The sequence below is a fragment of the Mycobacterium sp. 852002-40037_SCH5390672 genome, from assembly GCF_001665875.1.
Lineage (GTDB): Bacteria > Actinomycetota > Actinomycetes > Mycobacteriales > Mycobacteriaceae > Mycobacterium.
This window is the reverse complement of sequence record NZ_LZTA01000069.1, coordinates 134734-148123: the sequence shown is the minus strand read 5'-3', so window position 1 is coordinate 148123 and position 13390 is coordinate 134734. Positions and strand designations below refer to the sequence as shown.

The following is a 13390-nucleotide window of genomic DNA, read 5'->3' as shown; positions in this document are numbered from 1 at the left end:
TGTACTTACCGCATGACGCCGCCAAGGAGGTGGTGCCCGATGAAAGGAAGACAGCAGATGAACATCGTGCCGACCAGCATTCAAGAGCAGATCAACCGTGTCGATCGCCAGCGCAGCCTGTACATCGGGATCAGCACCGGTCTGCTCGCGGTATGGAGCTTTTTCCGGCTGATCTGGATGCTGTACATCGGAATGACCTTCGGCTGGTTCTTCGGCGCGATGGCTTTCCAGTTGGTGTTGTGGGGTGCGATCGGCACCGCCGCCGCCGTGGCGTCCGTCGGGTTCCTGACTCGCTACAACAAGGGATCTTGACGGCAAGATGCGACGAACGTTCCGAATCGCTTGCAGGCTCGGAACGTTCGTGTTTGGGTCAGCTCGTTATGAGTTCGGCCATACGCTGCGGCTGATCGACTTGGACGTACGTGCGCGCGTCGTCGATCGTTTCCAATCGTGCGTGGGGCAACGTGCCGGCGAGTCGGCGGGCGTCGCTCAGCGGGAAGAATCGGTCGCGGGTCCCCCAAGCGATCAACGCGGGGCGCTCGAAGGTCTTCAACCGCTCGGCCGCAGACAGCGTATGTTTCGGCGAGATTCCTTCGAGCACCGCGCGCAGGTCGGCGCGGATGCGTCGGTCATGCAATGCTTCAAACCAGCTGGCCAGCAACGCATCCGGAAGCGGCCGCATCGTCACCGGTACAGCCGCGAGCGCCGCGCGCCGCAGCAGACGCACTCGCAGAATACGGTCGAGAGCCGCGATGGATCCCGGGATACGCGCGCCGGCGCGCTCGATCGCGCGGACTGCGTCCGGCGGAAAGCGTTCGAACGCATCGCAATTGGTCAGCACCAAGCGGTCGACGAGTTCGGGGTGGTTCGCACACAGGATCTGGCACAGGGCACCGCCAGTGTCGTTGCCCAGCAGCGTGACCTCGCGCAACCCTAGCGTCTGGATCAACTCGGCGACGAGCCGCGCCAGTCCGGGCGGCGACAGGTCGGCGTCGCCGTCCATCGGTATTCGGTGCGCGCCCAGCGGAAGGTCCGGCATGACGCAACGTGCCCGCGGGGCCAGCAGCGGAACCAGCCAATCCCACACTCGACTGTCGACGAACAAGCCGTGGATCAGCAGGATGCACGGGCCGGAACCGATATCCCGGTAGTGCAATACGCCATGCGACAGCTTGACCTCAGGAATGGTCAGCACCTTACGGCAAAGCCGTCCTAGAGCTGAGCCCAGACCGACTTCGTCTTAAGGTAGATCTCGAGGCCCTCTTTACCGAACTCGTGACCCCAGCCGGACTGCTTGTAGCCGCCGAACGGCACATCGTGGTCGAAGACCAGCTGACAGTTGACCTGCACGCTGCCGGCCTGCAGTCGCCGCATGATCCGGTGGGCCCGACCGAGGTTCTCCGTCCACGCGGTGGCCGCCAGGCCGTAGGTGGTGTCGTTGGCCAGGGCCACGGCCTCGTCTTCGTCGTCGAACGGCAGGATGGTGACCACCGGTCCGAAGATCTCCTGCTGGTACAGCCGCATGCTCGTGTCGACGTTGGTGAGCACCGTCGGGTGGACGAAGTAGCCCTTGCGGTCCAGGCGATGACCGCCGGTGACCACTTCGACGCCGTCCTTCTTGCCTTCGTCGATGAAGCCCATGACGCGGGTCAGCTGCTTCTGGCTGATCAGCGGCCCGCTGACGCAGCCCTCCTCGCTGGGGGCGCCGAGCTTGAACGAATTCGCCATCATCGCAATGCCTTCCACGACCCGGTCGTAGACGCCGCGCTGGGCGAAGATGCGCGACCCGCACACGCAGCCCTGGCCGGAGTGCACGAAGATGCCCAGCGACGCCATCATGATGGCGTTGTCCAGGTTCGCGTCGTCGAAGATCAGCACCGGCGATTTCCCGCCGAGTTCGAGCGTGACCTTCTTCAGGTTGTCAGCCGAGGCCCGCACGATCTCCTTGCCGACCTCTGTCGAGCCGGTGAAGGCGACCTTCTGGACATCGGGGTGCGCGGTGATCGCGGCACCCGCGGTGTGGCCGTAACCGGTCAGCAGGTTGACGACCCCCTCGGGCACGCCCGCCTCGTGGATGAGCCGGTCCAACAGCAGCGCCGACAGCGGCGTCTCCTCGGCGGGCTTGACGAGCAGGCTGCCGCCCGCCGCCAGGGCCGGCGCAAGCTTCGCGCTGGCATTGAAGATCGGGCCGTTCCACGGGAAGATCAGGCCCACCACGCTGTAGGGCTCTTTGAGCGTATAGGCGTGCATGTTCACGTAGTTGTCGGTCGCGATGCCGTCGGTTTTCACGTCGTAGGCGACGCCGTTGATCTTCGAACACCACCCGGCGTAGTAGCGGAAGAACTCCGAACAGGTCGACATCTGCAATTGGGCCTGCATCAACGGCATGCCGGTGTTGAGCGAGTCGAGCTGGGCGAATTCTTCGGCGTGTTCGTCGATCAGGTCCCCGATCCGCCACAAGATCTTGGCCCGCTCGCGGCCCGGAAGCTCGGACCAGACACCCGACTCGAAGGTCGCCTTCGCCCGCGCCGCGGCGTCATTGACCGCTTCTTGCCCGCAGTCGGTGAATTCGGTGATCGTCTCCTCGGTCGCGGGGTTGATGATCGGAATGACGTCCCCCGAGCCGGGGCGCTTGCGAATGTCGTCCAATACCGCCTGCACCGTCATCTGAACCCTTTCGTATGCCTGTCGTGGCGCCCCCAGCGCCCAATGCGCTCAGTGCTGAGCACTTGCTTAGCATTGTGCACACGGCTGGTCAAGCATCCGCACGCGGAGGGCTCAGCGCAGTTCTTGGATGCGAATGAGGTTTCCCGCGGGATCGCGCACGGCGCAGTCGCGAATGCCGTAGGGCTGGTCGGTGGGCTCCTGGACGATGTCAACTTCGTTGGCCTGCAGCCGTTCGAAGGTGCCGTCGAGGTCCTTGGTGGCCAGCAGCAGTGTGGCGTAGCTGCCCTTGGCCATCATCTCGGCGATGGTGCGGCGCTCATTGTCGGTGATGCCCGGGTTGGCGGCCGGTGGGTTCAAGACGATGGATGTGTCCGGCTGGTTCGGCGGACCGACCGTGATCCAGCGCATCGTGCCCTTGCCGACGTCGAGTCGAACTTCGAACCCGAGGACGTCGCGATAGAAGGCAAGCGACGACTCCGGGTCCTGGTGGGGAAGGAAGCTCGAATGAATGGTGATGTTCATGCGGTCAGGCTAGGTGCGGTCCGACGGCAGACGCTTCTCGATTCCTGATCGGTCTCATCACCTGCTTGGCCACGCATGGTGGCATGCCCGCCAGCGCATCGGCCGACCGGCTGCGGTATGTGCTGGGCGGTACACCGACCAGTTCGGTGAACCGGCTGCTGAAGGTGCCCAATGACGAGCAACCGACCGCGAAGCACACCTCGGTGACGCTCAGGTCGCCCCGGCGCAGCAGCGCCATCGCACGCTCGATGCGTCGCGTCATCAGGTAGGAGTACGGCGATTCGCCGTAGGCGCACCTGAATTCGCGACTGAGGTGGCCGGCGGACAGGTGCACTCCGCGCGCGAGCGCTTCGACGTCCAACGGTCGCGTGTAGTCCCGATCGATCCGGTCCCGGACGCGGCGCAACAGGACGAGGGTGCGCAGGCGCTGCGCGGCCGCGTCGGGTGTGCCGGTCACCCGTGTGATGCTGCCACGCCGACCGCAGATCGCCCAAGGCCGCGCCCCGCTCGCCGTGTTTGGGACCTTCAGGCCGTCGTGGCGCTGTGCCACGCCAGTGGGCTGAGCCCGCGGTAGGGATCATTTCCACGCAGCCGGATCAGGTCGGCCAGCATGTGTTCCAACTGCCGTCGGGTCCGCTCTTTGACGATGTCCACCCACTGTTCGTCCGTGACACCTAGCGGTGTCGTGGTGTCGATCGGGGCGCCGAACCGCAGATACATCCGCTGCGGCCGCGGGATGAGTGTGGGTCCGATCCCCCGCAACAACGGCATCGCCATGTCGGTCCGGCCACTCAGTCTACGGCTCAGTGCCGCACTGAATTTCGCGTATGCGCTGTCGCGCGTGGTCCAACTGCGGTAGACGTCGTCACCCCCGACCAGGCCGACCGGCACGATCGGGTACCCATTCTCCACGGCGAGACGGGCGAATCCGGAACGCCCTTGCCAGCGCAGCATGTACTCCTCGCCTTTGAATTTCGCGATCTCGCCTCCGCCACCGGGAAACACCAGGATGGTTTCGTCGTGGCGCATCAGTTCGCGGGCACTCTCGGGTGCGCCGATCACCCCACCGAACGCCGCCATCAGATCGGCGGGCAATCCGCGCAGTCGTCCGAAATTCCGGTCGGCCAGTGGCCGCACCCGGGTTCCAATGCTGCGCCGCACCGCGTCAGGAATCAGAAAGACTTCGGAACCGAACTGAGTATGGTTGCCCACCAATAGGAATCGCCCGTCGGGCGGGAGGTTCTCCAGGCCATCGACGTAGGGCCGGGACAGATTCACGACGGGGTGCAACCTGTCGGTCACCGCATCAAGGACCCGGCGCAGCGACCGGACGCGCTCGCTAGGTTCCATGATGCCAACGAGATCAGGCCCGTCACTCATGGTTGGCGGTTCCGTCCGTCCGCGAGAACAAAACAGCGTTCGAGGGCATCCCGAGTCGCCTTGGCGACGGCAGGACCTCGAACCGTACCCCCGGGCCCGCGGCGTGGCCAAGGGCCTCGAGCGCCGATGTACTGTATGCCCGCAGTGCACTGATGAACCCGTCGTGCAAACTCGGTTGTATCCAGGACCACGGTAACAGCACGAGGTTCACCGGCAGCGCCACCAGCGGAAACAGCAAGGTGGCCAACGGCGTTCGCCTCTTGAGGTCGATGACCAAGAACCGCTTCCCCACCCGAGTGGCCTCGGCGATGGCGCGAGAGGCGATCGCCGGCGGCAGGTGGTGAAACGCCATCGCGAACACCACCAGGTCATAACTGTGGTCCGGGGCGTCGATCGCGGTTGCGTCGATCACCTTGGCCTGCGCCCGGGGATGAGCTCCAAGCTCACTCGCGTTGAACTTGGCCACCGAGGTGGGGTCCACATCGGAGACCGTGACCGTAGCCGTGGGGTGCAGCTCGAGGATCTTGGCGGACAGCTTCCCGTGACCCGCGCCCAACTCCAAGATGCGCGGGGTCGGTATGTCGGCCAGAACGTCCAGGGCGATTCGCGCGCAATTCTCGTGCTGGTTGGTCAGGGTGCCGATCCGATCCAGCATCCCGATGACCTTCTGCTTGACCTCGTCGGCGACGTCGTCGCGATCGAGGTACTCGAGCGCAGTGGTCTCGAATTGGCGATCTAGCCACGACGCATCGGGTCCACCCCGCGGCATCGTCGCAATAGCAGCCCGATCGAAACTTTTGGCCATCCCCATCACCATGTCTTCTTCTCCCTTCCCAGTGTGCTCCTACCCACCATAACAAACGAACCAGTTCGTCCGCCTATGATGGACCTGTGAGGACGACCACGGAGCTGCGCGGCGAAATTCTCGCTGCTGCTCGCGCGGAATTCGCGCAATACGGACTGGCAGGAGCCCGGATCGACCGCATCGCGCGAGCCGCCAGTGCAAGCAAAGAACGCCTGTACGCCCATTTCGGCGACAAAGAAACCCTGTTTCGCGATGTCGTCGCCACCGACGGCGCGGAGTTCTTCCGTGCCGTGTTGTTGCGCCCCGATGCCGTACCCGAGTTCGTCGGCGACGTATTCGATCTCGCCCAGAACCGGCCGGAGCATCTGAGGATGATCACCTGGGCGCGGCTAGAGGGCTTTCCCCTCGACAAGCCGGAGTTCGACGGCGGATCTCCGCCCGATACGGCCATCGCCGCGCTGGAACAGGCCCGGCTCGACGGTCACGTCGATCCGTGGTGGGACCCTCGCCAACTGTTGGTATTGCTGTTCGGAATCGGGCTTTCCTGGGCGCATTGGCCCGACCCCGACGAGGCGACCACCGACGCGGAAGTCATCGCACGCCGCCGCGCCGCCGCGGTGGAGGCGGCGGCTCGCATCGTCAAAGCCCGAGCTTGACTAGGTCGACGAATAAGTCTGTGCCGCAACCGGGGTTAGACGCCCACGAGGTCCGGGTGGAACTTGGCTGCCATGCGGCGAATTCCGTCGCGCCAGTCGACCGAGGTGGCGCCGATGAGCTCGTGCATCCGGTCGACGGTGGTCGGATTGCCTCGCAGCGCTTGCTCGCTCGCCTCGAAGATGGGCTCTGTGCCGACGAGCGACCCGAGGTAGTCGCACCACTCCTGCAGGCTGACGGTCTGGTCGCCGCACCAGTTGACCGTGGTCGCCGGCACCGATGCGACCTCGAGCAGCTTGGGGATGGTCGCGATGATGTCGTCTTCGTGAATCGGGTTGTAGCGCGCCGGTTCACCGGGTGGGACGGGGATCGGGATACCGCCCAGCATCATCTCCATGTGGTAGAACGGCCACCCGCCGTTGTCGCCGTAGGGAACGTTGAGCCGCGCGATCGTGGTGGGTAGGCCGAGGACGCGCGCCACCGACCGCGCGACCACTTCCCCGGCGATTTTGGAAATGGAGTACGTGGGAAAGAGTGGCTTGTGGTTGTCGCCGAGGGCGGAACGCTCGCTGCGCGGGTCATCGTCCGGAGGGTCGTAAACGGCGGCCGACGAGCAGTGCAGGAAGGCCTTCGCGTCCCGGCAGTGGGCCATCAACAGGCCGACCGACTCCGCGTTGGCCGCCAGATCCTTGTCCCAGCTTCCGCTCTTGGCCACCGCAAGGTTGAGCACATAGTCGAAATCAGTTGGCAGACCGGTGAAGTCGCCAGCGGCCAGATTCACCTTCTCGCAACGGATTCCCGCCTCCTCGAGGCGTTCTCGCGCCGCGGGGTCGGTGAAACGGGCGATGCCCCAGACCTCGTTGTCGGCGGCGAGCGCCCGGGCGATGGGGGTGGCAATCTGGCCGGTCGGACCGGTGATCAGGATTTTTGAGCCGCGCATGCGCTGATGGTAACGAGGACCCGGGTGCCCGTCAGTAGATCCGTCAACGTTCGCAAGCCCTTAAGCGAAACCCGAGCCGTCGCGATCTACAAGCCGGGCTGGTCCTCGATGATGCCGAGCCAGATCTGTGCGGCGTCGATGGCGACCTTCTCGCTGATGAAGGCGTGCTGTGTTCCGGTGTAGATGTCGCGGAAGGCGCGTTCCAACCGGCTACCCTCACGGATCGCGCTGGTCCCGGCGACCAGATGCGCCCATTCGGCGCAGCTTCGGGCCGTGTCGGTGGCGTAGACCGCGGCCACCCGCATGTCGGCGCGAAGCGCCGGTGTCAGGTCCTCCCCCGCCGCCACGGCGGCCTCGGCGCACGTGAACGCGTCGAGCACCAACAGCCGAGCCGCGCGCCAGGCCGCGCGGTGATGTGCCAGGCCCTTCTGGAAGGTGGGGCGGCTGGCCAGCGATGCCATGTCACTCATCCGGAATTTCGTCGCGGCCAGCTCCTGGACATCGTCGAGCATGCTTTTGGCCACGCCCAGTGCCCACGACGCGTGGCCGGCTGCGGTGACGGGCATCAGTCCCATCCGGGTGGCCGGAGATGTCCCGCGGTAGGGCTGCCGCACGAACAGTTCAAACGTGCGGCGCTCGGGTACGAACACCTCCTGAGCGCTGTAGTCGTAGGAACCGGTTCCCTTGAGGCCTTGCACGTACCAGCCGTCGTTGAAACTGATCTCCTCGCGCGGGATCACGGCAATCCGCATCTCGGGGAAACCCTCACTGATCCAGCGCATCTCGCCGTTGTCCATCGGCAGGAAACCGGCCGCAACGTATTGCGAGTGACCGATGCCCGAACCGAAGTTCCATGCGCCCGTCACCCGGTAACCGCCGTCGACCGCGGCGCCCTGTCCGTTGGGAAAGAATTGGCCGCCCATGGTGACCCGGTTGTCGTGCGCGGTGAACACTTCGGCGAAGCCCTCGTCGGGCAGGTACGCCGCCGCGGCGAAGGACGACGGCAGATTGGCGATCCCCACCCAACCGAATGAACCATCTTGCCAAGACATTTCGATCCAGGTTTCGATCATCTCGGCGAACGACGGCTCGACACCACCGGCCACCGCCGGGTTGAACGCCGACATCAGCCCGCTGGACCACATCGCATCGACGATCGCCGGAGTGAGGGTGCGCATCCGTTCGGATTCGGCGGCTTCGGCCGCCACCAGGTCGCGCATACCGCGGGCCAGCGCGACAACCCGGTGTTCTGTGCCCGCGATCGAGGTCATGAGGGTGACCGTATCAACCACCGATCGCTTTAAGAATGAAAATCACTTGTCGCGCCTCGTCGTTTACGGTGTGGGTTGTGCGCTGGATCGTCGACGGCATGAATGTGATCGGAAGTCGTCCCGACGGCTGGTGGAAGGACCGCAACGGCGCCATGGTCACACTGGTGGAGAGGCTGGATCGATGGGCGTCGGGTCAAGGAGAAACCGTGACCGTGGTTTTTGAGCGACCGCCGTCGACGGCCATCACGTCATCGGTAGTCGAGGTTGCGCACGCACCCAGGGCGGCCGCGAATTCGGCCGACGACGAGATCGTCCGGCTGGTCGCGGCCGATGCTGCGCCACACGACATTCGCGTCGTGACATCCGACAGGGCGTTGACCGAGCGAGTGCGCAGTCTGGGTGCATCCGTGCACCGGTCGGAAAGTTTCCGCGACCTTGTCGATCCGCGGGACCGATGACTACCGCAAACCCGGGTCCCGCGGCCAACCGGGTCTGCGCTCTTGCGCACATCGACATCCCGATCATCCAGGCGCCGATGACCTATATAGCCGGCGCCCAGCTGGCCGCGGCGGTGTCGAATGCCGGTGCGCTGGGAATCATCGAGACCACCTCGGATCAGGGTCGAGCCGACCTGCGGCGAGTGCGCGAGCTGACCGGCGGCGCCGTCGGCGCCAACATCGCGCTGCTGTTCAACCGTGACCCGGCGATGGTGGATTTGCTTGTCGCCAACGACATTCGGTTCGTGACCACCTCGGCCGGCAGCCCGTCGGTATTCACCGAGCGTCTGCACGACGCCGGTATCACGGTGTTCCACGTGGTGGGCACCCTGGCCGTGGCCAAGAAGGCCGTCGATGCCGGTGTGGACGGGCTGGTGGTGGAAGGCATCGAAGGAGGTGGGTTCAAGAACCGGTTCGGCGCGTCGACCATGGTGCTGCTGCCGTTGGTGGCGGCCAATGTCGACGTCCCGATCGTGGCGGCCGGCGGGATCTGCGACGCGCGGTCCATGGCGGCAGCGTTTGTTCTCGGCGCCGAGGCGGTCCAGATGGGCACCAGGCTGCTCGCCTCTGCGGACTCGCCGGTGCACGGCAACCTCAAGCAGGCGGTCGTCGGCGCCGACGAGACCGGCACGGTGCTGCTGCCCCTCGACGGCGCGCGAATGATGCGCGTCATCCGCACGCCCGCCGCCGACCGGCTCGACACCGCGACGTCTGCCGAAGCGGGCGCCGCGGCCCTACAACGCGTGCAGCGGCTCTATTTCGACGGCGACCTGGACGCCAGCGTCGCAAACACCGGTCAGGTAGCCGGGCGCATCCAGGATCTGCCCCCGGCCGCCGACATCATCAAACAGGCGTGGAGCGGCTGCCGCGAGGTGCTGGCGGCCACTTCCGAGCGAATCGGCGAGGCCTAGCTCGACGAGGTCCGACCCCAGCGGGCAGGCGTCAGCCCGCAGCCGCCAGCGCCGCGTCGTAGTTCGGCTCCTGGGCGATCTCGGGCACCAGCTCGGTGTAGGCGACATTGCCGTCGGCACCGATCACCACGATGGCCCGGGCGAGCAGTCCGGCCATCGGACCGTCGATGAGGGTGACGCCGTAGTCCTCACCAAAGCTGTCCCGGAACGCCGACGCGGTCTTGACGTTCTCGATGCCTTCGGCGCCACAGAATCGCGCCTGCGCGAACGGCAGGTCCTTCGACACGTTCACCACGGTCGCCCCGCCCCCGGCGGCGCGCTCGTTGAAGGTCCGCACACTGGTCGCGCATACCGGCGTGTCGATGGAGGGAAAGATGTTGAGCACCACGGGCTTACCGCCGAATTGCTCGCTGCTGACCGCGGCTAGATCGCCGCCGGTCAGACTGAAGGCCGGGGCTTTGGATCCGACGGCAGGCAGCTCGCCGACGGTGTTGATCGGGTTTCCACGCAACGTTATCTGTGCCATGGGCAACAGTCTGCCAAGGCCGCCGCGGCGATCGTGGGGCAGGTCCCCATGTCCTAATTAGTGGGATACATGGCGTAGACGACGCACCCCGGCGTGCCCAACACTGAATCCATGCCTCGCAAGGTGGTGATCGTCGGCTTTCCCGGCGTGCAGGCGCTCGATGTGGTGGGCCCGTATGACGTCTTCACCGGTGCATCGCTGTTGACGGGCGGCGGCTACGACGTCGCGATGGCCTCCGTCGGTGGCCAACCGGTCCAGACGGCCACCGGGCTGGCCTTCGTAGCGACCCCGTTGCCGGACCCGGGCGACCCGATCGACACGGTCGTGCTGCCCGGCGGCGCCGGTGTCGATGCTGCGCGATCCGACGCTGAACTCGTCGCCTGGATCAAGACCGTCGCCGCACATGCCCGACGCATCGTGACGGTGTGCACCGGCGCGTTCCTCGCGGCCGAGGCGGGTCTGCTCGACGGGCAGCGGGTGACCACACACTGGGCCTTCGCCGACCGGTTGGCGGCCGAATTCCCGGCCATCGAGGTCGATGCCGACCCGATCTTCGTGCGGAGCTCGGACACCGTGTGGACCGCCGCGGGCGTGACGGCGGGCATCGACCTCGCGCTCGCGCTGATCGAGGACGATCACGGCACCGAGGTCGCGCAGACGGTCGCCCGCTGGCTCGTGCTGTATCTGCGCCGCCCGGGCGGGCAGACGCAGTTCGCGGCGCCGGTGTGGATGCCGCGGGCCAGACGGGACTCGATCCGCGAGGTGCAAGAGCGGATCGAGGCCGAGCCGGGCGGCCCGCACAGCGTCGATGATCTGGCACGCCGGGCCGCCATGAGCCCACGCCATTTCACCCGGGTGTTCACCGCCGAAATCGGCGAGGCGCCCGGCCAATACGTGGAACGCATCCGCACCGAAGCCGCGCGCCGGCAGTTGGAGGAGACCGACGACACCGTCGTGGCGATCGCCGCCCGGTGCGGCTTCGGCACGGCGGAAACCATGCGCCGCAATTTCCTTCGCCGCGTGGGTATTTCGCCCGACCAATACCGCAATGCCTTTGCCTGACACCGAAAGGACGACACTGATGACCCAAATCGCCATCGTGGCCTATCCGGGATTCACCGCACTGGACATGATCGGTCCGTACGAGGTGCTGCGCAACTTGGCGGGCGCCGAGGTGCGCTTCGTGTGGCACGAGGTCGGACCGATCACCGCAGACTCCGGTGTACTGGTCATCGGTGCCACCCACTCGCTGGCCGAAACACCCTCCCCCGACGTCATTCTCGTTCCCGGGGGTCCGTCGACTCCGGTTCATGCCCGTGACGACGCGCTGCTCGACTGGCTGCGCCGGGCCCACCACACCGCGAACTGGACGACGTCGGTGTGCTCGGGGTCGGTGATTTTGGGGCCGCCGGGCTGCTCGACGGCCGACGGGCGACATCGCACTGGCTGACCATCCACGCGCTCAAGGCATTCGGGGCGGTTCCCGTGGCCGACGAACGGATTGTGCATCAGGACGACATCGTCACCAGTGCGGGCGTGTCCGCCGGGCTCGACCTCGCGTTGTGGCTGGCCGCACAGATCGGTGGCGAATCCCGCGCAAAGGCAATCCAACTCGCGCTCGAATACGACCCGCAACCCCCGTTCGACTCGGGTCACATCTCGAAGGCGTCGGCGACCACGAAGGCCGCGGCGGCGGCATTGCTGACCCGCGACAGCGTGACGCCCGCCAACGTGAAAGCCACGAGCTTGCTCGCCTGGGACCAGGCGCTGGGCATGGTCCGGGCCCGGCGGCGCAGGCGGCCGTTGGAGAGGATGACGTGAGTCAGGAGCGTCAGCGCCGGTGACAGCGCTTTGCGCGCAAGCACTATCCAGCCCAGACACAGGCACTACGGGCTAGGCGTTGGGCTGCAGGATCTCGGTCGTGGCCAGCTGGCCGCCGGCCTGCATCCACGCCGCAACGACGCCGGGAGCGTCACGGTCGGGGTTGTAGATGTCCTCTTCGCTCGAGAACAGCCCGCCGCCGGCGTAGACCAGCCGGGTCCAGTTCGGGAACCAGAACGGTTCACCGTTCGGATCCGTCGGGTGGTCGAGCAGGTTCTTGATCATGACGACGACGGCGTCGTTGTCCTCGTCGTGAGCACTCCAGTCGCTGGGAAAACGCATGTGCGGGAACGGCGCCATCACCGCGACGATCCAGTCGCGGACCGCCTCGCGCCCGTGGAAGACGCCGTAGTGATGCTCGGTGTAGACGACGTCCTCGGTGAAGAGATCCGCGAACGGCCGCCAGTCGCCCGAAGCGCTGCACCCTTCGACGACCTTCGTGTAGTTCTCGACGGCGTTATTGATTTCTGACCTCGTGAATTTGCCCATAGCGGACACACTAGAACGTGTTCCGGTTTTGGGTCGCTCGTATGAATGGGGATATCGAATGAACGTGTTGGACTTGTTCAGCCTGGCCGGCAAGAGGGCGTTGGTGACCGGGGCGTCCAGCGGTATCGGCAGGAAAGTGGCACAGGCCTACGTGCAAGCCGGCGCCCATGTGGCCATCGCGGCGCGGAATTTCGAAGCCTTGCAAGACATCGCCGCCGAGCTCGCGGCGGACGGCAATGATTCCCAAGGCAAGATCGTGCCGATCCGATGCGACGTGACTCAACCCGACCAGGTGACCGGCATGGTGGATCAGATGACCGCGGAGCTGGGCGGCATCGACGTCGCGGTCTGCAACGCCGGCATCATCGCGGTCATCCCGATGCTGGAGATGTCGCCGGAGGAATTTCAGCGCATCCAAGACACCAATGTGACCGGAGTCTTCCTGACCGCGCAGGCGGCGGCCCGGGCGATGGTTCGGCAGGGACGCGGCGGCGTCATCATCAACACCGCCTCGATGTCGGGCACCATCATCAACGTCCCGCAGCAGGTGGGCCACTACTGCGCCTCCAAGGCGGCGGTCATCCAGCTGACCAAGGCCATGGCAGTCGAATTCGCGCCCCACAACATTCGGGTCAACAGCGTCAGCCCGGGCTATATCCTCACCGAGCTCGTCGAGCCGTATACCGAGTATCACCGCCAGTGGGAGCCGAAAATACCGCTCCGCCGCATCGGGCGCCCCGAAGAACTCACCGGCCTCTACGTCTATCTGGCGAGCGAGGCTTCCAGCTATATGACGGGTTCGGACGTCGTGATCGACGGCGGATACACCTGCCCGTAGAGCTCGCGG

General features: G+C 65.8%; 17 protein-coding genes and 1 pseudogene. 8 read left to right on the top strand and 10 right to left on the bottom strand.

Annotated features, from left to right (window positions below; genetic code table 11):
• The first annotated feature begins 57 nt into the window (after positions 1-57).
• On the top strand, positions 58-312 hold the full coding sequence (locus A5782_RS11445; protein WP_067099491.1) for a hypothetical protein: 255 nt from the start codon (positions 58-60) through the stop codon (positions 310-312).
• Between the two features lie 58 nt (positions 313-370).
• On the opposite strand, the gene A5782_RS11440 is transcribed toward A5782_RS11445, so the two are convergent.
• From A5782_RS11440 to A5782_RS11415, 6 genes are all read right to left on the bottom strand, one after another.
• The gene (locus A5782_RS11440; RefSeq protein WP_197694195.1) at positions 371-1195 is read right to left on the bottom strand and encodes an alpha/beta fold hydrolase; all 825 of its coding nucleotides are present in this window, start codon (positions 1193-1195) and stop codon (positions 371-373) included.
• Between the two features lie 17 nt (positions 1196-1212).
• Positions 1213-2667 carry an aldehyde dehydrogenase gene (locus A5782_RS11435; protein WP_067099489.1) on the bottom strand — a complete coding sequence of 485 codons (1455 nt, stop codon included), beginning with the start codon at positions 2665-2667 and terminating at the stop codon, positions 1213-1215.
• Between the two features lie 111 nt (positions 2668-2778).
• Positions 2779-3189 (bottom strand): VOC family protein, encoded by a 411-nt coding sequence (locus A5782_RS11430; RefSeq protein WP_067099487.1) that lies wholly within the window; start codon positions 3187-3189, stop codon positions 2779-2781.
• Positions 3190-3193: 4 nt separating this feature from the next.
• Positions 3194-3646: a helix-turn-helix transcriptional regulator gene (locus tag A5782_RS11425; protein WP_067099710.1), complete on the bottom strand. Its 453-nt coding sequence runs from the start codon at positions 3644-3646 to the stop codon at positions 3194-3196.
• A 68-nt stretch (positions 3647-3714) separates the two neighbouring features.
• Complete coding sequence (locus tag A5782_RS11420; protein ID WP_067099485.1) at positions 3715-4569, bottom strand: lysophospholipid acyltransferase family protein; 855 nt, start codon at positions 4567-4569, stop codon at positions 3715-3717.
• Complete coding sequence (locus A5782_RS11415) at positions 4562-5380, bottom strand: class I SAM-dependent methyltransferase (RefSeq protein WP_067099708.1); 819 nt, start codon at positions 5378-5380, stop codon at positions 4562-4564. Before A5782_RS11415 ends, A5782_RS11420 begins: the two co-directional genes overlap by 8 nt.
• Before the next feature lie 80 nt (positions 5381-5460).
• Here A5782_RS11415 and A5782_RS11410 point away from each other — a divergent pair, with 80 nt between their 5' ends.
• Positions 5461-6030, top strand: coding sequence for a TetR/AcrR family transcriptional regulator (locus A5782_RS11410; RefSeq protein ID WP_067099483.1), 570 nt, complete (start codon positions 5461-5463; stop codon positions 6028-6030).
• A gap of 35 nt (positions 6031-6065) precedes the next feature.
• Here the strand turns inward: A5782_RS11410 and A5782_RS11405 are convergent, their stop codons facing one another.
• Both A5782_RS11405 and A5782_RS11400 read right to left on the bottom strand, forming a co-directional pair.
• Entirely contained in the window at positions 6066-6968 is a 903-nt protein-coding gene (locus A5782_RS11405; RefSeq protein ID WP_067099481.1) for an NAD(P)-dependent oxidoreductase, read from the bottom strand.
• 86 nt (positions 6969-7054) lie between these two features.
• Positions 7055-8239, bottom strand: coding sequence for an acyl-CoA dehydrogenase family protein (locus tag A5782_RS11400; protein WP_067099479.1), 1185 nt, complete (start codon positions 8237-8239; stop codon positions 7055-7057).
• Between the two features lie 77 nt (positions 8240-8316).
• On the opposite strand from A5782_RS11400, the gene A5782_RS11395 reads away from it, so the two are divergent.
• Positions 8317-8697 (top strand): NYN domain-containing protein, encoded by a 381-nt coding sequence (locus A5782_RS11395; protein WP_067099707.1) that lies wholly within the window; start codon positions 8317-8319, stop codon positions 8695-8697.
• Positions 8694-9647: a nitronate monooxygenase family protein gene (locus A5782_RS11390; RefSeq protein ID WP_067099477.1), complete on the top strand. Its 954-nt coding sequence runs from the start codon at positions 8694-8696 to the stop codon at positions 9645-9647. The genes A5782_RS11395 and A5782_RS11390 overlap by 4 nt, the downstream gene beginning before the upstream one ends.
• 31 nt (positions 9648-9678) lie before the next feature.
• On the opposite strand, the gene tpx is transcribed toward A5782_RS11390, so the two are convergent.
• A complete protein-coding gene (tpx, locus tag A5782_RS11385; RefSeq protein WP_067099475.1) occupies positions 9679-10173 on the bottom strand; it encodes a thiol peroxidase in 495 nt (164 codons plus the stop codon).
• A 111-nt stretch (positions 10174-10284) separates the two neighbouring features.
• On the opposite strand from tpx, the gene A5782_RS11380 reads away from it, so the two are divergent.
• The 3 genes and pseudogenes from A5782_RS11380 to A5782_RS26785 all read left to right on the top strand — a co-directional run.
• The gene (locus tag A5782_RS11380; RefSeq protein ID WP_067099473.1) at positions 10285-11235 is read left to right on the top strand and encodes a GlxA family transcriptional regulator; all 951 of its coding nucleotides are present in this window, start codon (positions 10285-10287) and stop codon (positions 11233-11235) included.
• A gap of 19 nt (positions 11236-11254) precedes the next feature.
• A complete protein-coding gene (locus A5782_RS26790) occupies positions 11255-11623 on the top strand; it encodes a DJ-1/PfpI family protein (protein ID WP_067099471.1) in 369 nt (122 codons plus the stop codon).
• A pseudogene (locus A5782_RS26785) lies at positions 11590-11994 on the top strand (DJ-1/PfpI family protein); the annotation flags it as partial. The gene A5782_RS26790 and the pseudogene A5782_RS26785, both read left to right, overlap by 34 nt.
• 72 nt (positions 11995-12066) lie before the next feature.
• Here A5782_RS26785 and A5782_RS11365 read toward each other — a convergent pair.
• Complete coding sequence (locus A5782_RS11365) at positions 12067-12543, bottom strand: nuclear transport factor 2 family protein (RefSeq protein ID WP_067099467.1); 477 nt, start codon at positions 12541-12543, stop codon at positions 12067-12069.
• A gap of 58 nt (positions 12544-12601) precedes the next feature.
• Here A5782_RS11365 and A5782_RS11360 point away from each other — a divergent pair, with 58 nt between their 5' ends.
• Positions 12602-13381 (top strand): SDR family oxidoreductase, encoded by a 780-nt coding sequence (locus A5782_RS11360; RefSeq protein ID WP_067099465.1) that lies wholly within the window; start codon positions 12602-12604, stop codon positions 13379-13381.
• Positions 13382-13390 lie beyond the last annotated feature (9 nt).